This window comes from Pseudocolwellia sp. G5-9 (genome assembly GCF_055808995.1).
Map to the genome: position 1 here is coordinate 3075698 of NZ_CM147893.1, position 19447 is coordinate 3095144.

General features: G+C 34.0%; 18 protein-coding genes. 5 read left to right on the forward strand and 13 right to left on the reverse strand.

Going from position 1 to position 19447, the window contains the following annotated elements:
* Positions 1 to 67 precede the first annotated feature (67 nt).
* From tatC to tatA, 3 genes are read right to left on the reverse strand one after another with little or no spacing between them, the layout of a single operon-like run.
* Entirely contained in the window at positions 68 to 823 is a 756-nt protein-coding gene (gene tatC, locus AC0L5Q_RS13320) for a twin-arginine translocase subunit TatC (RefSeq protein ID WP_473609373.1), read from the reverse strand.
* Positions 816 to 1169 carry a Sec-independent protein translocase protein TatB gene (gene tatB, locus AC0L5Q_RS13325; RefSeq protein WP_473609376.1) on the reverse strand — a complete coding sequence of 118 codons (354 nt, stop codon included), beginning with the start codon at positions 1167 to 1169 and terminating at the stop codon, positions 816 to 818. The genes tatC and tatB overlap by 8 nt, the downstream gene beginning before the upstream one ends.
* Before the next feature lie 2 nt (positions 1170 to 1171).
* Positions 1172 to 1408, reverse strand: a complete 237-nt coding sequence (tatA, locus tag AC0L5Q_RS13330; RefSeq protein WP_473609380.1) for a twin-arginine translocase TatA/TatE family subunit — start codon at positions 1406 to 1408, stop codon at positions 1172 to 1174.
* 117 nt (positions 1409 to 1525) lie between these two features.
* On the opposite strand from tatA, the gene AC0L5Q_RS13335 reads away from it, so the two are divergent.
* Entirely contained in the window at positions 1526 to 2455 is a 930-nt protein-coding gene (locus AC0L5Q_RS13335; protein ID WP_473609383.1) for a hypothetical protein, read from the forward strand.
* A gap of 12 nt (positions 2456 to 2467) precedes the next feature.
* Here the strand turns inward: AC0L5Q_RS13335 and AC0L5Q_RS13340 are convergent, their stop codons facing one another.
* The 5 genes from AC0L5Q_RS13340 to ftsY all read right to left on the reverse strand — a co-directional run bounded on the left by AC0L5Q_RS13340 (position 2468) and on the right by ftsY (position 9306).
* Complete coding sequence (locus AC0L5Q_RS13340) at positions 2468 to 5080, reverse strand: sensor domain-containing phosphodiesterase (RefSeq protein WP_473609387.1); 2613 nt, start codon at positions 5078 to 5080, stop codon at positions 2468 to 2470.
* 146 nt (positions 5081 to 5226) lie between these two features.
* Positions 5227 to 6090 (reverse strand): RNA polymerase sigma factor RpoH, encoded by an 864-nt coding sequence (gene rpoH / locus AC0L5Q_RS13345; protein WP_473609391.1) that lies wholly within the window; start codon positions 6088 to 6090, stop codon positions 5227 to 5229.
* Positions 6091 to 6350: 260 nt separating this feature from the next.
* Positions 6351 to 7328 (reverse strand): permease-like cell division protein FtsX, encoded by a 978-nt coding sequence (gene ftsX, locus AC0L5Q_RS13350; RefSeq protein WP_473609395.1) that lies wholly within the window; start codon positions 7326 to 7328, stop codon positions 6351 to 6353.
* Positions 7318 to 8019, reverse strand: a complete 702-nt coding sequence (ftsE, locus tag AC0L5Q_RS13355) for a cell division ATP-binding protein FtsE (RefSeq protein ID WP_473609399.1) — start codon at positions 8017 to 8019, stop codon at positions 7318 to 7320. Before ftsE ends, ftsX begins: the two co-directional genes overlap by 11 nt.
* 12 nt (positions 8020 to 8031) lie before the next feature.
* Positions 8032 to 9306: a signal recognition particle-docking protein FtsY gene (ftsY, locus tag AC0L5Q_RS13360; RefSeq protein WP_473609403.1), complete on the reverse strand. Its 1275-nt coding sequence runs from the start codon at positions 9304 to 9306 to the stop codon at positions 8032 to 8034.
* 184 nt (positions 9307 to 9490) lie between these two features.
* Between ftsY and rsmD the strand changes: the two genes are divergently transcribed.
* A complete protein-coding gene (rsmD, locus tag AC0L5Q_RS13365) occupies positions 9491 to 10069 on the forward strand; it encodes a 16S rRNA (guanine(966)-N(2))-methyltransferase RsmD (protein WP_473609407.1) in 579 nt (192 codons plus the stop codon).
* Between the two features lie 43 nt (positions 10070 to 10112).
* Here the strand turns inward: rsmD and AC0L5Q_RS13370 are convergent, their stop codons facing one another.
* The 5 genes from AC0L5Q_RS13370 to AC0L5Q_RS13390 all read right to left on the reverse strand — a co-directional run bounded on the left by AC0L5Q_RS13370 (position 10113) and on the right by AC0L5Q_RS13390 (position 17110).
* Entirely contained in the window at positions 10113 to 11558 is a 1446-nt protein-coding gene (locus AC0L5Q_RS13370; RefSeq protein WP_473609410.1) for a sulfatase, read from the reverse strand.
* 256 nt (positions 11559 to 11814) lie between these two features.
* Positions 11815 to 13386 (reverse strand): serine hydrolase, encoded by a 1572-nt coding sequence (locus tag AC0L5Q_RS13375; RefSeq protein ID WP_473609413.1) that lies wholly within the window; start codon positions 13384 to 13386, stop codon positions 11815 to 11817.
* 45 nt (positions 13387 to 13431) lie between these two features.
* Positions 13432 to 14019: a YjaG family protein gene (locus AC0L5Q_RS13380; protein WP_473609417.1), complete on the reverse strand. Its 588-nt coding sequence runs from the start codon at positions 14017 to 14019 to the stop codon at positions 13432 to 13434.
* Between the two features lie 55 nt (positions 14020 to 14074).
* Positions 14075 to 16129 (reverse strand): hypothetical protein, encoded by a 2055-nt coding sequence (locus tag AC0L5Q_RS13385; protein ID WP_473609421.1) that lies wholly within the window; start codon positions 16127 to 16129, stop codon positions 14075 to 14077.
* Between the two features lie 216 nt (positions 16130 to 16345).
* Positions 16346 to 17110: a SapC family protein gene (locus tag AC0L5Q_RS13390; RefSeq protein ID WP_473609424.1), complete on the reverse strand. Its 765-nt coding sequence runs from the start codon at positions 17108 to 17110 to the stop codon at positions 16346 to 16348.
* A gap of 192 nt (positions 17111 to 17302) precedes the next feature.
* Here AC0L5Q_RS13390 and AC0L5Q_RS13395 point away from each other — a divergent pair, with 192 nt between their 5' ends.
* The 3 genes from AC0L5Q_RS13395 (at position 17303) to AC0L5Q_RS13405 (ending at position 19421) form a co-directional block, all read left to right on the forward strand.
* On the forward strand, positions 17303 to 17626 hold the full coding sequence (locus tag AC0L5Q_RS13395; RefSeq protein ID WP_473609428.1) for a hypothetical protein: 324 nt from the start codon (positions 17303 to 17305) through the stop codon (positions 17624 to 17626).
* A gap of 116 nt (positions 17627 to 17742) precedes the next feature.
* Complete coding sequence (locus tag AC0L5Q_RS13400) at positions 17743 to 18879, forward strand: lactonase family protein (protein ID WP_473609431.1); 1137 nt, start codon at positions 17743 to 17745, stop codon at positions 18877 to 18879.
* Positions 18880 to 19022: 143 nt separating this feature from the next.
* Positions 19023 to 19421 carry a hypothetical protein gene (locus AC0L5Q_RS13405; protein ID WP_473609434.1) on the forward strand — a complete coding sequence of 133 codons (399 nt, stop codon included), beginning with the start codon at positions 19023 to 19025 and terminating at the stop codon, positions 19419 to 19421.
* Positions 19422 to 19447: the final 26 nt, after the last annotated feature.

A 19447-nucleotide genomic window follows, 5' to 3' on the forward strand; every position in this document is an offset into this window, starting at 1 on the left:
ACAATGATAATTATATTCATGTATATTATAGTTCAGTGTAAATAACACTATTTAATTATCGATTAAACTATTCTATTTGATCCACATCTTCTTCATCTTTATTTTCTTGATAATAAAAAGAGGCAATAAATACACCAAGCTCAAATAGTATCAGCATAGGTATAGCAAGCATCGTTTGAGAAATAATGTCAGGTGGAGTTAATAACATACCCACAATAAATGAACCAACAACAATATAAGGTCGTTTAGCCCTTAAACTATCAGGGGATGTAAAATTAGTCCAACACATTAAAATAATTGCTACAGGAATTTCAAAAGCCGCGCCGAAGGCAAAAAAGAGTTTAAGCACAAAATCTAAGTAACTACTTATATCAGTGGCTATGGTAACCCCTTCAGGTGCAACAGAACTAAAAAAAGCAAATACAACAGGAAACACAACAAAATAAGCAAAGGCAATACCACTATAAAATAATAAGGTACTTCCTAACATCAGAGGAGCAATTAATCTTTTTTCGTTTCGGTATAACCCTGGTGCAACAAAAGACCATATTTGAAATAAAATATAGGGCATTGCAATAAAAACAGACAAAACGATGACCAGTTTAAAAGGTGCAAATAAAGGTGATGCCACATCCGTTGCTATCATTTGAGTACCTATAGGCATAGTCGCTAATAAAGGCTCAGCAACATAATGATAAATATCTTGTGCAAAATAAATTAAACAACACAATATAACTAAAACCCCAATAAAAGATTTTAATAATCGTGAACGTAACTCTAAAAGATGGTCAAACAATGTGTAGTTATTAGGCGTATCACTCATTAGTTGTTCTTTTCGCTATGGATTCTGTAGGCTGATCAGCCTCTTCTGTTTTCACTTGATAAGGCTTATTAACCATATCTGCTGCATCTCGCAAGGTTTTTAATGATTCAGCTATTTCTGGCGATAAATTCTCCATGTTAGCTTCTTCGGCTTTTTTCAAGTTACTATGCAATTCATGAATGCGTAATTCCTCTGTCAGCTCGCTTTTTACATTCTCACTAATTCTACGCGCATTAGCGATCCAATTTCTAACGGTTCTAATCGCAACAGGTAACCGTTCAGGTCCTAAAACAATTAAAGCCAGTAATCCTATAAGTAAAAGCTCCCAGAATCCTATATCAAACATAATTAAGCTTGATCTTTTTCTTTTTGTGCTACGGTACTTTCAACAGTTGATTTATCTACAATTGAATCGGTATTCTCTGACTCAACAGTTTTTGCTGTATCATCGTCAGTCACTGCTTTTTTAAAACCTTTAACGGCAGAACCTAAATCGCCACCCAAATTACGTAACTTTTTTGTTCCGAATAACAATACAACAATTACAACAATAATTAATAATTGCCAAATACCTATATTACTCATGAAAAATCTCCTATTATTTAATTATAGTTATTATAAAGTTTTAGTTGTAAAAAGCACCTTTTCTCACACTAATTTTATGAGGTACAACAAGGTTTGTTTAAAAATTTATGTAAGCTTGTGTTTATAATTTTTAATTTAATGCCTTTTTACTGTTTTGGTGAAGAGGATAAAAAACAATACCCTACAGAAAACACTGAAAATACTCCTTGGATAAATGCATTTCATGACACAATTTCTGATTCAGTCTATCAATCGGCAGCATGGTTTGATGAATTTTTTACCGAAGAAGGAAACACTAAGCGGAATCCCAAAGTTAATGCAAAAATAAGACTCGAATGGCGCCCACGAAGTAGTGATTGGGCAGAAATAAAAGCTCGCTTTAGAATTAAAATGACACTGCCTCACTTTAAAGAAAAAGTAGATCTTATTTTATCTGATGACGATGAATCTGAACAAAACCAGTTACCATTAGAAACCACTCATATTCAACCCGAAGAAGAAAAGTTCTCAGCCGCACTTAGATATATGCACAAAAACGAAAAAAATAAATTTACAGATACAAGAATAGGTATTTCAGGTGGTGATATTTTTATTCGCAGTCGGCATAAACGCTTTATAAATTGGAGCGAACATAGCGCTTTTAAAATTGAGCCTTCAATATTTTATTTTTTAGATGAAGGCTTAGGTAGTCGACTCCTCCTAGAGTATAACTTTCAACAAAACCCTGAAACTCAGTACAGAATAAATTACAGCATAAAAGGCTCAGAATCTTTTAGTGGTATTCGTTGGAAGCATGGTCTTTATCAACTAAAACATTTAAACGAAAAAACAGCTTCCGTTACCTCATTGCAAGTAGAGGGAGAACGCAATGGCACTCGAGGATTTGTTGTTGATAATTATACGCTAAGCTACCGTTATCGATTTAATGCATATAAAAAATGGCTTTTCTTTGAAATTGAACCATTTTTAGAATGGCCTGAAATTAGGAACTACGATACAACACCTGGTATAGCGTTTAGAGTGGAGGGATATTTTTATAAAGGATAGTTAGTTACTTAACTAACCATTTATTACATTAACAATACTACTTTCTTCATTATCAATTCGGCAAGGACGATTAATATGATACCCCTGCCCAAACTCACAGCCTACATTTTTCAATTTTTCTAGCATCTCGGCACTTTCAATACCTTCGGCAACCAATCTGTAACCAAAATTACCGCCTAATTCGTGCAATGCTTTTACTAACGACAAGTTTTTGTTATCTAAATTTAATGTTTTAATAAAGCTTCTATCAAGTTTAATAAATTCAAATGGGTAACCATGTAAAAAATTAAGTGATGACAAACCAGCACCATAGTCATCCAGCGCTAACTTAACACCAAATTCTTTAAGTTTTCTTAACCCTTTTAGGGCCAACTCTGTATGCTGTGAAAAAGCAGACTCTGTAAACTCTAAGATCAAACGTTGTGGCTCAACTGTATTTGCTTCGATCAAACTAATAAGTTTTGATAATTGATTTACTTGGGTTAAATGGCGTCCTGATAAGTTAACGCCAATAAAAATATTTTTATATTCAGACGATGCTTGCCAATGTTTAAGCTGAACACATACATCTTCTATTACCCACGCTTCTATGTCTAAAATCATCCCCGTTTCTTCAGCCATGAAAAGAAACTCACTAGGTGTCAATAACCCTTTCTCTGGGTGATTCCATCTAAGTAGCGCTTCAAAACCAATAGTTTTAGTATTTTCAAGATCTGAAATCTTTTGATAATGTAGTTCAAACTGACACTCTTTTATCGCAACTCTCAATTCTTGCTCTAATGTCATGCTCGCAATAAGTTGCTCTCGCATACTTTCATCAAAAAACACATAACGACCACAACCCAAACTTTTGGCTTGATACATTGCAGCATCTGCATCTCTCAAGATTTCATTCGAATCGTTATAATGATTTCCACACATGGCAATACCGATACTCGCATTAGAATGTACCGTGTGCCCTTCTAATTCAAAACCAGCAGATATTTTATTAATGATCCGCCCAGCAACTTCTTCTACGTCATCTTCAGATTGTAGTGAATCGAGTAAAATTACAAATTCATCACCACCTAATCGAGCCAAAATATCATTATCTCGCACACAATCTTGTAATCTAGCGGCAATCTCTACTAAAAATAAGTCACCTGCATGATGCCCAAGCGTATCGTTAATAATTTTAAAGCGATCTAAATCAATAAAAAGTACGGCAAACTGATGCGATGAGTGACGTTTTAAATGACGTAATGAATAACTTAATCGATCAGTTAACATAGCTCTATTGGGTAACTTAGTTAATGCATCATGATGAGCTTCATAATACAATTGAGCTTCAGCTTTTCTTCTTTCTTCAATTTGCATTCGTAAATTCAAATTTGTACTTTGTAATTCTTTTGTTCTTTCATTTATTGCTTGCTCTAGAGCTTCATTACTTTTTTGTATTTCGGCCTGAGATCTAATTCTAAGTATAGCAGTGGCAATATGTTGACTAACAAATTCAACCAGATCTAAATCACTTAATTGATAAGCGTTAACATCTTGATAGTGATGAACAGCAAAAACGCCAAAGGCGACGCCTTGATCAATTAACGGAGCCCCTAACCACGCTTTAGGTGTTTTATTTTTTAGCGAATTAATAGCATGAATATGATATTTCGCATTCCCATCCTCATCCAGTGTAATAATTTCAGAGCCTTTAACCAGTAACGGTTCTCCTATTTTAATCGCTAATTCAGTAAGACCATTCGAAAATTTTCTAGATTCAGCTACATATAAATATTCATCTTTGTAATAGGGAAAATCTATCCACTGATTATTTTGAGAAGTTAATGCGATATAAAAATTATTAGAGGGGATTAGAGCGGTTATTTCTTTATGTAATACTTGATAAAAGGAAGCTAGATCAGTTGTGGTTGCTGTGATCTCAGAAATAGCTAACAACGCTTTATGTATTTTTACTGCCTTTTGACGCTCAGCTATTTCTTTCTGTAATTTTTCATTGGTTTCGGTAAGTTTTTGGGTACGTTCAATAATGTTTTTTTCTAGCAGCTCACGACTTCTTACTCTATCGATTGCCGTCACTAAATGCTCAGCAATAAACTCAAGAAGTTGAGAGTCTCGGTCACCAAAAACAGTCTCATTATCGTAGCTTTGCAATGCAATAACACCAATAACCTGGTTACTCCGTTTTAAAGGAACACCTAGCCAACTCGTACAAATAGAATTATATAAAGATAAATTATATTCTTTACTTAACTCCTCTCTTTCTTGTGCATTACAACAGATAGATTTCGCTTGAGAAAACACTACACCGGTTAAACTATTTTTCCATTTATCCTTATCATGCCGAGTAAGAATACTTTTTTCACTTGGATTATGAGAATAGGCTAAAGATAAATTTTTGTGATGATTTAGTAGGGTAATATGAAAGCTATCGGTGATCAGGATCGTTTTGATAATAGCTTCTAGAGCAGAATAAAAAGAATTCATATCGGTAACAGAACTTGCTAACTCAGAAAGCTGTAAAAGTCCTGATTGTATAGTTCTAGCTTGACGATACTTTTTAAGTAAAGACTTTAACTTTGGTATCTGACGAGCCGCTAATACGTTTTCGTTTACACCCACTTGCATCAAAAATTACCTATGCTTATTAGTATTATAGTTAGGTTTAAATTTTTAAATATAAGGTAATTAAAATATTATAACGACCTTATTATCAATCTTTTTATAAACAAGAAAACCGACTACTGTCGGTTTTCTACTCACATCAGTGCTGACTAGGCAGCCATAGACGCTTTTAATTTATTTAATGCATTTTTTTCTAACTGACGAACACGTTCAGCTGATATTTGGTATTTATCTGCCAAATCTTGAAGTGTTGTTTTATCTTCAGTTAACCAACGTGTACGAATAATATGCTGGCTTCTATCGTCTAAACATACTAATGCATTACTAAGACGTTGATTGGCTTGATCACTCCAATCACTTGCTTCTACAGAGTCAGCTAAGTCAGACGATTTATCTTCTAAGTACTGCGCAGGAGAAAAACTCGCCGCACTAGCATTGTCATCATCATCTGTAGAAAGTTCAAATGCTTGATCTTGGTTGCTCATTCGAGATTCCATTTCAAGTACATCTTTTTTTGTAACGCCTAATGTTTCAGCTACATTTGAAACTTCTTCATTGCTGAACCAACCTAAACGCTTTTTATTTTTTCTTAAATTAAAAAACAATTTACGTTGAGCTTTCGTTGTAGCAACCTTAACAATTCTCCAGTTACGTAATACAAATTCATGTATTTCCGCTTTAATCCAATGAACAGCAAAAGACACGAGTCGTACGCCAACTTCAGGATTAAAACGTTTTACGGCTTTCATTAAGCCAACGTTACCTTCTTGAACAAGATCTGCTTGTGCTAAGCCATAACCAGCATAGCCTTTAGCAATATGTATAACAAAACGTAAGTGCGACATAATCAGTTCTTGAGCCGCTTGTAGGTCGTTTTCTGTATATAAACGAGTAGCTAATTCTTTCTCACGCTCAGCCGTTAACATAGGAATGCTATACGCAGATTGCATATAGGCTTCAATACTGCCACTTTGTGGGACAGTCAATGCTGTAGTTTGTATCGAATTACTCATTTACTTTCTCCGTATTACCTTACTTTCCTCGCGATTATAACATTCCTTTATTTATATCGCGACCATTTATAAATAACACATTAACTTAACTGGGATAGCGATACAACAGGCTATTACAATTTTTAAAAGCTAAAATGTATGAAATTGTTACTTTTTACAAAACTAACAATAATATGGCTGTTTTCGCCATACCTATAGTAAAGACCTAGAATAACAAGATAAAGTTACAGAGTAATTTCAAAAAAATAATATCGGTAATATTAATCAGCAGTGGGTTCTATTGTTTTAATATGTTTACGAACAGAAATATAGCTGCCTGAATAGCCCAGAATTATAGCGGATAATATTAATAATAGAATTTCAGAAGAGGTTAAACCTTCAAGTTTAAAGTTGCTGTGGTATAGGTGTGTTAGATTTTCTAGTGCATAAGATAAATACGTACCTAATACATACACACATAAACAAGCGACTAAACCACCTAATATACCGTACCAAATACCCGCGTATAAAAATGGGCGTTGAATAAAAGCGTCTGTAGCTCCTACAAGCTTCATAATAGCAATAGCGTCTTTCTGGTTTAAAATAGCTAAACGTATAGTGTTACCGATAATTAACACTACGGATAAACATAATAATAATGCTAAGCCTATTACGATATCTTCAATCAATTCAGCCATAGCTTGTAATCGAGTTAACCATTCTAAATCAAGTTTACCTTGTTCTACTTCTCTTTCTTGCTCTAATTTAAGCAGTAAGTCTCCGGCCGCTTCGGCCTGACTAGCACGTAGTGTAGGAGTAACTAAAACAGTAGCCGGTAGCGGGTTATCGTCTAAATATTCTAGCGCATCACCAAACCCTGAAAGCACTTTAAACTCAGCTAATGCCTGATCTGCTGAGACATATTTTACACTGGCAATATCAGGGTATAATGAAAGTCGTTGAACGAGTTGCTGAGCTGATTTTTCAGAAACTGAAAGCTTCAAAAATAAAGTAATTTCAGAAGCCGAATTCCACTGTTCTGTAACGGTTTTCGCATTTTTAACAAAAAGATGAAGTGTCGCAGGTAAAGTTAAGCTAATACCTAAAACTAAAATAGTCATTACTGAAGTAAAGGGCGTACGCCATAAATCACCTAAGCTTCCTATACCTTGTTGAACATGGCGGATAACCCAGCCAGCAAAACGTGCGGAAAAGCCTAATTTATTCGAAGGACGAGCAAAATGTTCGCTATCTTGCATCTTGGCTCCCTTTTGAATGTAAGCCTTCAATCAATCCGTCTGTGATCATTTTCCCTTGCTTCAAGGTTAAGGTTCTATATTTCATACGAGCGATTAAGCCTAAGTCATGAGTCGCAATAAGAACAGTTACACCTAAGTCATTAAACTCTTCAAAAAGCTTAATAATATCTAATGATAATTTAGGATCTAAGTTTCCTGTTGGCTCATCCGCCAGCAATATAGGAGGCTTATTAACAAGAGCTCTTGCTATACCAACTCGTTGCTGTTCTCCACCAGAAAGCATATTAGGGTAATATTTGAGTTTATTTTGTAGGTGTACTTTTTCTAAAGCCGCTTCAACTCGTTTACGCGTTTCTTTTAAACTACAACCTTCAATAATGAGAGGCAGTGCAACATTATCAAAAACAGTACGATCCATTAGCAGGTTATGATTTTGAAAAATCATACCGATATTACGACGAGCGTAAGGAATGTTGTTATACTTAATTTTTGAGAGATCTGTGTTATTAAGTTCAACAGTACCACTTGTGGCTTTTTCCATTAAACACATAAGTTTTAACAACGTACTTTTACCTGCGCCAGAGTGGCCCGTTAAAAAAGCCATCTCCCCTGATTCCACTTGAAAACTGACATCTTTAAGTGCAACAAATCCACCAGGGTAAACTTTACTTACATTATCAAAACGGATCATAAATTAGCAGTGTTAGCTCTGTTCGTTATCATGAGAAAATAAAGCATCAATAAAATCATCACCTTTAAAAGGTCTTAAGTCATCAATACCTTCTCCAACTCCTAAATAACGAATTGGAATATTATGTTTGTCTGCAATAGCGAATACCACACCACCTTTTGCAGTACCATCTAACTTAGTGAGTGTTAGCCCAGTTAATCCTACCGCTTTATCAAATAAGTTAGTTTGGCTTAATGCATTTTGTCCAGTGCCCGCATCCAGAGTTAGCATGACTTCATGAGGTGCATTTTCATCAAGTTTTTTCATCACACGAACAACTTTTTTCAGCTCTTCCATTAGGTGATCTTTATTTTGTAATCGACCTGCAGTATCAGCAATAAGTACATCAATACCTTTTGTTTTTGCTGAACTAATTGCATCAAATATTACAGACGCACTATCTGCGCCGGTATGTTGAGCAACAACAGGAATATCATTTCGCTCGCCCCATACTTGCAACTGTTCTACTGCGGCAGCCCTAAAAGTATCGCCAGCGGCTAACATAACCGATTTGCCTTCAGCTTGAAATTGTTTAGCAAGTTTACCAATTGTTGTTGTTTTACCTACCCCATTTACACCTACCATTAAGATAACGTAGGGGCCTTTACCTTCAGGAATAATAAGAGGTTGGTTTACAGGTTCAATAATTTTTTTAAGCTCAACTTTCAATAAGTCGTACAAAGCTTCTGCATCTTTTAATTGATTGCGAGATGCTGAAGCCGTTAAAGAATCTATAATTTTAGTGGTGGTGTCAACACCAACATCAGCAAGTAGTAAATGAGTTTCTAACTCTTCAAATAACTCGTCATCAATTTTTTTACCGCGGAATAAACTAAATATTCCACCACCTAAGTTTTGGCTGGTTTTTTTCAAACCTTGCTTTAAACGAGCAAAAAATCCGCGCTCTGGCTCTGGCTCTGGCTCTGGCTCTGGCTCTGGCTCTGGCTCTGGCTCTGGCTCTGGCTCTGGCTCTGGCTCTGGCTCTGGCTCTGGCTCTGGCTCTGGCTCTGGCTCTGGCTCTGGCTCTGGCTCTGGCTCTGGCTCTGGCAGGATAGTTTCGTTTTCTAGTGTAGTATTTACAATACTATTTTCATTATCTTCAAGTAATTTTTCATCTACTGGCGCTACGGGTTCAATTTCAGCAGACACTTCTTCTACTTGAGGCTTTTCTTCAATAGGTGTTTCTTGTTTTTCTTTATCTTGGCTACCAAAACCTAACCAAGAAAACATACCTTTCTTTTTTGACATAAAACTATTTCTTCTATGTGCCACACATATTGATGGCATTAATGCAATAAACAGGGATAATATTACCCACATAGTATCATTTAATATCACTGACATTAAAGATTGTTTCGGGTATTCCTTGATAAAACTAAGGTTTTATAAGTGTATACCTTATAAACAGTCATAATCAGCGACAACATCTTTCATGAATAAGCAAAAAATATCAAAAAGCTCATCTAAAGGAAGCATTAGAATTATCTCAGGTAAACATCGAGGTAGAAAACTCCCTGTATTAATGGCTGAAGGGCTAAGACCAACAACAGACAGAGTAAAAGAAACTGTTTTTAATTGGTTAATGCCTTATATGCATGAAAGTATATGTTTGGACTGTTTTGCGGGCTCTGGCGGTTTAGGTTTTGAAGCGCAGTCAAGGGGAGCTAAGGGTGTTACTCTTATTGAACTCAACAAAGCAGCAGCACAGCAATTAGAACAAAATAAAGCCTTATTGAAAGCCAACAATATAACCATTGAAAATACCAACACGTTAACTTTTTTAGAAAAGTGTTCAAAAAAGTTTTCAATTGTTTTTATTGACCCGCCTTTTCGTAAAGGGTTAATTGAGCAAACTATCGATTTGTTAAATAATAATCTACTTGAAACAAATGCCTTGATCTATATTGAAATGGAAAGTGAAGAAGAAATTCAATCGATACCCGGTAACTGGCAATTATTAAAAGAGAAAAAAGCAGGACAAGTCGCTTATCGTTTATATCAAACAATCTAGCTACTGCCCACTTAATTAATGAAACATTTATAACCTACTAAATTTATTGAGCGTTAGATGGGCGAAAATCATCCATTCTTTTCATAGCTGCGCCTTCATACTTACGAAGTAATTGCCACTTAGGGCGCTCTAAAGTTAATTCCCAAGAAAATAGTTTTTTGTACATTTCACGCACTCTATCAGGGTAGATTGACGCGAAGTCTTTCAATTCTGATGGATCATTTTCAATATTATAAAGTTCTGCTGGACGGTCAGGAAATCGAATTAATTTCCAATCACCGTCACGTATGGCACCACGATTTTCTTTTTTCCAATATAAGGTTTGATGCGGACGATCTTTAATTTGTTCATTGATATATGGCATTAAGTTTTCACCATCAATATTTTTTAAGTCTCCCTTATCGCCTTTAGCTACACTATAAAAAGTTGGTAATAAATCAAGCGTACTAACAGGGTAATTATAACTAGTTGCAGCTTTGATATGATGTGGCCATCGCATTATCATAGGTACTCGTATACCACCTTCAAGATGATTAGCTTTTGTACCACTTAGTGGTAAATTTACTGATGCATTTGTGTCTGAAGGACCACCATTATCGTTTGTATAAACCACTAAAGTATTATCTGCAATGCCTAAATCATCTAACTTTTTCAATACTCGACCAATTGCACGATCCATTGAAACTGTTAACGCTGCCGCAACTTTACGCTTACCCGATAGCTCGGGAAACAATTCCAAATCTTCAGGTTGCGCTTCTAATGGAGTATGTACAGCATTAAATGACAAAAATATAAAGAATGGTGAATCTTGGGTATTTTCAATTATTGATATAGCCTCATTGGCAAGAGCATCTGTTAAATACAGAGTTGATTCTTCAAATTGCTTAAAGTCACGCTCTAACTTATTCTCTAAACGGTCGAGAGGGTGTTTTTCGTTATATTCAAAATAACTTCTTGAGCCACCTCGAAAACCATAAAAAGAGTCAAAACCTCGTTTCAATGGATGAAATTTATCTGCGTTACCTTGATGCCATTTACCGATTATTGAGGTTTGATAATTTTGCTTTTTTAAATAATCAGCCACAGTCACCTCATTAACGTCAAGTCCCATTTCATCACCAGTCGTACCATTTTTACTCATATAACCTGGAACATTATTCTCTTCAAAACCAAATCGTTGTTGATACCGCCCTGTTAATAAGCCTGCACGTGATGGACCACACACAGCAGCCGACACATAGGCTTGTTTAAATAACATACCTTGTTTAGCTAATTTATCTAAATGAGGAGTTTTAAAGGTTTTACTGCCATGAAAACCAAAATCTGCATAGCCTGCATCGTCAGATAAAATAAACAAAATATTGGGTTTTTCTATTATTTTACTTTCAACCGCGCTTACGCTTGAAACATAACTAAAACAGTAAAATACAAAAAACAATGCGCTTAAGATAGGTTTACAAAAAAATGGTTTTTGCTGCGATAACATCATGAAGAACAGTAACTGTATAATTAATTGTTAACAGTATACTAATGTAAAAAATGCAATAACAAAAGATTAATAAAATATCCCGTTACCAATCAAGGTGCGTATTTCAGAGCGCTTGAGCGTTATTAACTTTAGTCAGGTTTCTACATGGGTGTAGGCACTAGGGCAACGTAGGAATCGTACCGATAATCACCATGACGTAAACTTAATGCCTTGCAAACAGACTGCTGCAAAAACATACCTGAAAGGTCAATAGACCCTAATTAGGTACCAATTTAAGATCGTGAAAATCGTAACTAAAATCGGTTAAATTCGATACGGCTTCCATAGTGGCATAACTAATGATCCCTTCAGGGGTTACTAAAAATCTTACAAAAGCATCTGCCTCTAACTTTCTATCATGCCAACGTGCAATAAAAGTATTATCTTTATAATGAATAAGCTCGCCTTTTAAAGCAGGTGTATTGCTAAACTGCATCAATAATTTATTATTGTTTAACGTGATTTTAATTTCGCCATACCATTTATCAAAATAGGTTCGGGCGTATTTTTTTAAAGAAAGTGGTGGATTAGAATGTTTCGCTAAATGCTCTTCAATTTTACTTAAACGTTTTTTATCTCGCTTTAACGCTCTGTTTTCTTGTTGATGGTAGTAATCGATCCAATCTTTTTCAGGTAGCTCTAAATAAGTTTCAAAAACCTCTCGATAAATAGCATTTAACGCAGCGCTCGATTGCTGGTTTGATAAAATAACAACACCTACGTTTTTTTCTGGTATTAAAGCGACTTTAGACATCATCCCCCGCATACTACCACTATGATGAACGAGTTTTACGCCCTGAAAGTCATTTAAAAACCAGCCTAAGCCATAAGCTGAAAAGTGTGTTTTGTCATGTTCAGTTGCTGCTTCAGAAACTGTACGTAATGTGTGTGGTTGCCACATTTTTTTGGCTTGATTTGATGTATATAGCAACTTAAAACGTGTTGTTTTTTGTGAATTTATCTTTCCTAAATTTAATAATGTTTTTAGCCAGAGCGACATATCATTCACTGTAGAGATAACAGAACCAGCGGATGAAAAACCTTCTAAATAATGACTTTTAGCCGCTATTAATTCTTTTTCTATAAATACATGAGGTGTAGCGATATCTTTTTGTTTATCGCCTAATTGTGAAAAACTAGCGAAAGAATTATACATACCTAATCCGCTGAACAAATTAGATTGAATAACATTGCTCCATGGTTTTCCTGTGATTTTTTCCACAACCTTACCTGCAACAATGTACATTAAGTTGTTATAGGAAAATTCTGTTCGGAAACTAGCAGCTTGAGGCAGGTATTTTAATTTATCCAAAACCTCTTTATTTGTGTATGTCGTCTTTGGCCATATTAATAAATCGCCAGCTCCCATACCTAATCCACTACGATGAGACAACAAATCAATTAAGGTAAAATCTTGAGTTACTGCATCGTTATACAATTGAAATTCAGGCAGAATATCTACGATTTTGGTTTGCCAAGAAACTTTATATTGATCAACCAACTGCGCTAATAGTGCAACCGTCATAGCTTTAGTGTTTGAAGCAATACCAAACAAGGTATCAGGCGTGACTTGATCTGATTTACCGTACTCTTTAACACCAAATCCTTGGCTGAATACTATTTGATTATTTTGCACAATAGCAACAGCAACACCAGGAACGTTAAATACATTCATGGCGTTAACAATAGCTTGTTCTACTTTCAGGTTTTTATTTGATAAAGCCGCCGCACAACCACAACAGCTATATAAGGATATGAGTAAGCAACTGAATAATGATAATAGTCTCATTTAGTCACCCTACACATTAAATGTTCCTAACCTAGGTTTTGATGATTAAATTTCTATGCCTAAATTAGATAAACCTTCTTCAAGAACGAGTGCTTTAGCATGTATACACGATTTTTTATTTTCTTGTGCAATGCTAATATAATTAAAAAGTTCTTGCTGGGTTGCAAGTTCCCACTCCATTAAAGGGTGCGAGTCAATATGCTCATCAGAAATAGCGTCTTCTTCCATCTCTTGGCTCAGTATTAACTCTACGTATTTTACTACGCTATTTTCAGACAGCTTACTAACATTCATACATCCATCAGAGTCTTTATCTTGCATTATTTGAAATAACGACACCATGGCCATACAAGCATCTAAAGCAGGATAAACACCAAAAAAGTCAAACGATTCCGGTTCAGGTATTTGCGGTTCTAACTTGGTTAGCTGTGCTTCATAGTTAATTTTACAGCGATTATTTTTATCTAACCACTGCCAAACAGTGTCAAGTTGATTACGTAGTACAGAATACTCACCAAACTCGGTAGCTTCTGAGAAAAGCTTATAATTAGGCAGCATACGTTCTAATAAGGCCGCACTAAATGCAATTTGTTGCCATTGGCTTAATGCATTAAAAGAAAGAGGTTTAGACAAAAGATTTTTCCATTACAGCATAATGAATAAGCATTAAAACTTATTCATTATTAGATTATTGTTGATTCAACTGCTTTTGAGCATATTCAAAGCGTAAACGGTACTCGCGTAACTTATCTTCTAACTCGCTGACTTGTTGATCTAACTTAGTATGTAGCTCTAAGTTCTCATCACGCAGATATTTAATGGTATCACGCGCTTTATTATACTCATTTTCTTGTTTTTCTTTATTTGCTTCAACCCGTTTTTGAATTTCTTGAGCATTGTTGTGTGTGCTTTCATATTTTTCTTTTAAGATTTTTATTTCTTGTTGATAACCTTCAATCGCTTTATCTGCTTTTTCATTGTTAACTAATAAGTCTTTATTTTTATCCGTTAACTCTGTTACATTTTTCTCTAACAAGTCGAGTTTATTACCTAATTCAGCTATTTGTTTTAACGATTCACTATCAGACTTAGCTGATTTTTCTGTTAACGTTTTATGAGCTTTAATTTGTTCTTCTAACGCTACTTTTTGAGTATTCAGTTGCTCTTCAAATGACTTAACCGCTTTTTGTTCTTGAGAAAGCGTTTTATTTAATTCAGCTAATACCAATTGATGAGATTTTTCTTTTTCTGCTACGGTTTGTTGTTGTTGAGATTTTTCTTTTTCTAAATCAGTAATAGTCTGAGTTAATTTATTAACGTCAGCTTTATTTTTTTCATTAGTAGAAGTTAGTGTTTCTAATTCGACTCTATGCTTATCAATGCTTTTCTTCAATGAGTCTATTTCTAATAAGTGTTTACTCTTTTGTTGGCCTTGTAATTGTCGTTCAACATTAAGTAAGTGTTCTGCCTCTTTTTTAGCATTCTCACTCATTGTGAGTTGCTTATGTAATTCTTCAAGTTTTTTCTGAAGTGATTCTGAATCTGCTTGAGTTTGTTGGGCTTTATTTTTTTCTGTTGATATTGAATTATTTAAGCTATCAATGGTTTGCGTTAATTCGGTTACTTTAGTCTGTAATACTTTACTTGAATCTTTCTCTGTAGCGATTAACTTTTCTAACTCGTTAATTTTATTAGTAAACCCTGAAATTTCTTTTTTATAACCCTCTATACTCTTTTGTTCTTGCGATAGTTTTTTCTCTACCGTTGAGCTTTCTTTAGATAATTGAGTAATATTTTCTTGTAGTAGTTTAGCGGCTTGTTTTTCACTTTGTAACGACGTTTCTATTTCTGTGTTTTTTTGCGTTAATATGTCGATTTCTTTATTAAGCTTGTCTATTACGTTTTTCTCATTACCTAAAGTTTTATCAATATCTGCAATAGATTGATTTAATGTTTTAACTTGAGTTTCTAATGTTTGTTTCTCTGACGTTTCTGCAGATAAGGATTTTTCTATCTTGGTAATTTTTTGTTTTAAATCGCTTATTTCTTTTTGGTATTGCTTAACTGTACGTTGTTCTTCAGATAATTGTTTATTTGAAGAGGCAGCCTGCTGACTATGTTCAGCTTTCAGATAATCTAGTTCACTGGTTATATTATTAAGTTGTAATGTGAGATCTGATATTTGATGATTCTGAACTTCTAATGTGGCAGCTTTAGCTTTGTCATTTTTAACTAATGAACTTTCGGCTGCTTCAAGCGTTTTAATTTTATTTAGTGATTCATCTAGCTGTTTTGTAGCATTAATTAAAGATTTTGATTTTTCTTCGTTTTCTGCGGTTAACTGTTTAAAAGCCTCAGTAAGCATAGACAACTCGGCAAGCTTCTCTTTTAATACTTGCTCTGTATCAGTGAGTTTTGCGGTGTTTAACTGATCACTATTCTTAATAGCTTCGTCGCGGCTAGCAACTTGCGTATTTAGCTCTGAAATAGTTTTTTTATATTCTTCAATTTCAGTCGTATTAGCTGAATTAACTTTTTTTAAGTCTGCTTCTAACTTTGTAAAGTCAGCTTTTAACGACTGATAAATCACATGGTTTTCTATTATTTCATTCGTAATTTCTGCAGGTTTAGCATACGTAGAAACAAATGCTGATACCTTATCTTCAATTTGAACGTAAATATCACCAGCAAGACTTTGAATTTGCTCCTCAATATCCAAAGGTGCTTTTGATTGCTGTGTCATATATCCCTCAATAGTTTATCCAAAACATTTACTTAAACTAACACAGGTCAATCAATGTGTTAATGAATAATTTTCAGAACTAATTGAGTTTAAATACCACGTTTAAAAATTTATTAAAAACATCACTTAATTTACCTTTATAAAAAAGTAGAGTTTTTTTATTTCAGGCAATAAAAAAGAGGCCTAAGCCCCTTTAAATATAACTATCTGTATTTTTTATTTTTTTTCTTCAGCAACAACCGGTGTAAATTTAATACCAGCAATTTTTTGTTCTGAACTACTTAAATTACGTAGTTGCGCTAAACGATTAACTTGAGCAATTGAACCTAACATTGCATGAATAGGGATAAATAAGCCACGTTTGTGGAAATCGACAACCTTTTCATCAGATAAATCTTGAAGTTTTGCTTCATTAATACCAAACAAACCTACTAATTTTTTAGTTTGATTGTTGCTAAAAGTAATATTAAGTTCTAACTCCATTAATAAGTTATTTTCTTCTAATTCTTTTATAAACTTATCTGTCATTATTTCACTTTCATATAAGCGACCTAATGAATCTTGTACATTTTTATAAAAATCAGTATCTTTACCGTCTGCATCAAAAAGAGCGTTTTCTTTATCTTCACCAACAAACGAGCTGTCTAAATCAATACAGGTAGTTAATGTTTTTTCTTTTTCTGGATCTAAACCTAAACCAAATGGCACCATAGAGATACCTTGTGGAACATAAATAGCGTCCCATTTATCTTCACTGTAATATAAATTTTCGCCAGCCTCTAAACCTAACATAACAACACTACGATAACGTGATGATTCAGGATCTTTTACCAAGATAACAGGGTAGCTAGTTGCTGCTTGTGCAAACTCTAACGCGTTAATAGGTGCAATGTGTTGATCTGCTACATGTGCTAAGTTACGCTGTGATGCTACTTTTAAATTTTTATGCTGATCGCTTCTTACTGGAACATTATTAGCCATTTTTATTTTCTCTTTTATTATCGCTACTGGTTATTTTATTCAAAGATAGCAGCATATATGAATTTCTTATAAGGTTATGGTGACAGCTATTCAAGCTTTCAATAGTAAATATTAAATAATCGCATTTTTTTTATCAATACTTAACTTTTGGTTATAGTTTATTAACTCATTTTAAATTAAGCGCTTGAAAATATGGATAAATATTTAATTACAATATATTGCTTTTATTTAGCTTTTTTAGGAGCTGTTTCTTTTTCGGTACAAGCTTTACCAAAAGTAAATATAGAACATAGCACTAATGCTCAAGGGGTACCAAGAATAAAGGTAACCAATGAAACTACAATAACCTTAGCTTGTTACATCGCTATTGATGGCCATAAAAAGAAGTTTATATTAGAGCCTTTTAAAGCATCAAAATGGTATTCAGCAGCAAGTAATTTATATAATCAAACAAACTTTAGTACTTGGTGTGACGCTCTAGAGTTTCATCCCGATTATAAAAAATATCGTGAATGATCCTCAAACAAAAAATTTTTAACTTATACATTTCAAATGAATGATTAATTGTATAAATATTTACGAATTTATATATGATAATGCCATTAAAAAACATTTCGATAACAAGGACTCGAATGAACTTTATATCTAAAAAAATAATACAATCAGCACTTGTCAGCTCTCTTATAATGCTAACAAGTTGTAAAACAACAGAAAATAACGCATCACCAATGGTAGAGACCAAAGAGCATTTTTTAATTGGTACTTACACTAAAGAGTCGAGTAAAGGTGTATATAAGGTAACATTAGACCCAACAACACAATCATTTACTAATGAAGGTGTAATTGCGACCGCTGAAAATCCTTCTTATTTAGCTCTATCAAAAAATCAATCAACATTGTTTGCAGCAACAGGAAGTACATCAGGCAGTGTAGATCGCCTTACTTGGAACAATGAGTTAGGACAATATAATTTAGCACAACAAATGAAAGATTTAGGCCAAGGTACTTGCCATATTTCATTAAACCCACAAGAAACTCAAATAGCTATAGCTAACTACGGCTCTGGTGACGTACATTTATTTAATGTTGATACACAAACACAAGAATTATCAAAAGCAGGTTACTTTAAAAATTCAGGTAAAGGACCAAGCTTGCGACAAGAAAAGCCACATATGCATTTTGTAACTTGGGATATTGCAGGTAAATTTTTATATTCAGTCGACTTAGGAACTGATGAAATAAAAGTTTTTAACTCAAATGATAAAACCTTCACTCCTTCTGTAGCTGCCAAGTTACCTGCTGGTGACGGCCCTCGACATATGATTTTTCATCCTACAAAACCTTGGGTATATGCGGTTAACGAGTTAACAAATACTATTGCTGTATTTACTCAAAATGAAGTAACAGGCAAGTTAACTCAAACTCAACACGTAGAAATTGCAGAAGGAAGAGGGGATAAAAACATTTCATCTGCGATAAAAATATCTAACGATGGCCAATACCTTTATGCTGCCGTGAGAGGTATTAATGAAATAGCTGTGTTAAAAATCAATGATGATGGAAAAGTTAAGTTTATTCAATCTCATACTACATTAGGTAACTGGCCAAGAGATATCACATTGTCGGCTAACCAAGATCACTTATTAATTGCTAATCAAAATTCTAATACCGTAACGGTTCTAAAGCGTGATGTGAAAACAGGCTTATTAACAAGTACTGATATGAAGTTAGATATTTCTATCCCTTCATATATAGGTGTATTTAAATAAGTTATCAAAAATCATTTAGTTACGATATAATTTACATTCGTGTATTTAAAATACAGTTATAACGGTTTCATTATAAAATTAGTCTATTTTAAGCAGTAGGGATGATCGATTTATAGTGATATCAGTTCATTTAAGGGATAAAAATGCAAAGTTTAAAAGTTATATTTTTTGCTTGTTTAATAGTAATAGTTTCAGGATGTAAAACTACAATTCCTATGCCAAGCTATTTAAATCAGCCTATTACTAACTATGGTAATAATGAAATAACTCAGCAACAAGTAGAGAAGTCAATTATACAAGCGGCAATTTTAAAAGGATGGAAACCAGTAAAAGTAGAAGAAGGAAAAATAAGAGCAACCTTGAATATTCGCAAACATCGCCTAGACATATTAATTACTTATGATAGCAAACTCGTATCAATTGAATATATTGACTCAGCCAATTTGAAATACAATGGTAAAGAAATTCATCGCCAGTATGCTAATTGGGTCAACAGTTTATTAAATACTATCAATTCTTTAGTTGTGGTTAATAACGACTAGCCTAATATTAGACAAAGATTTTAAGC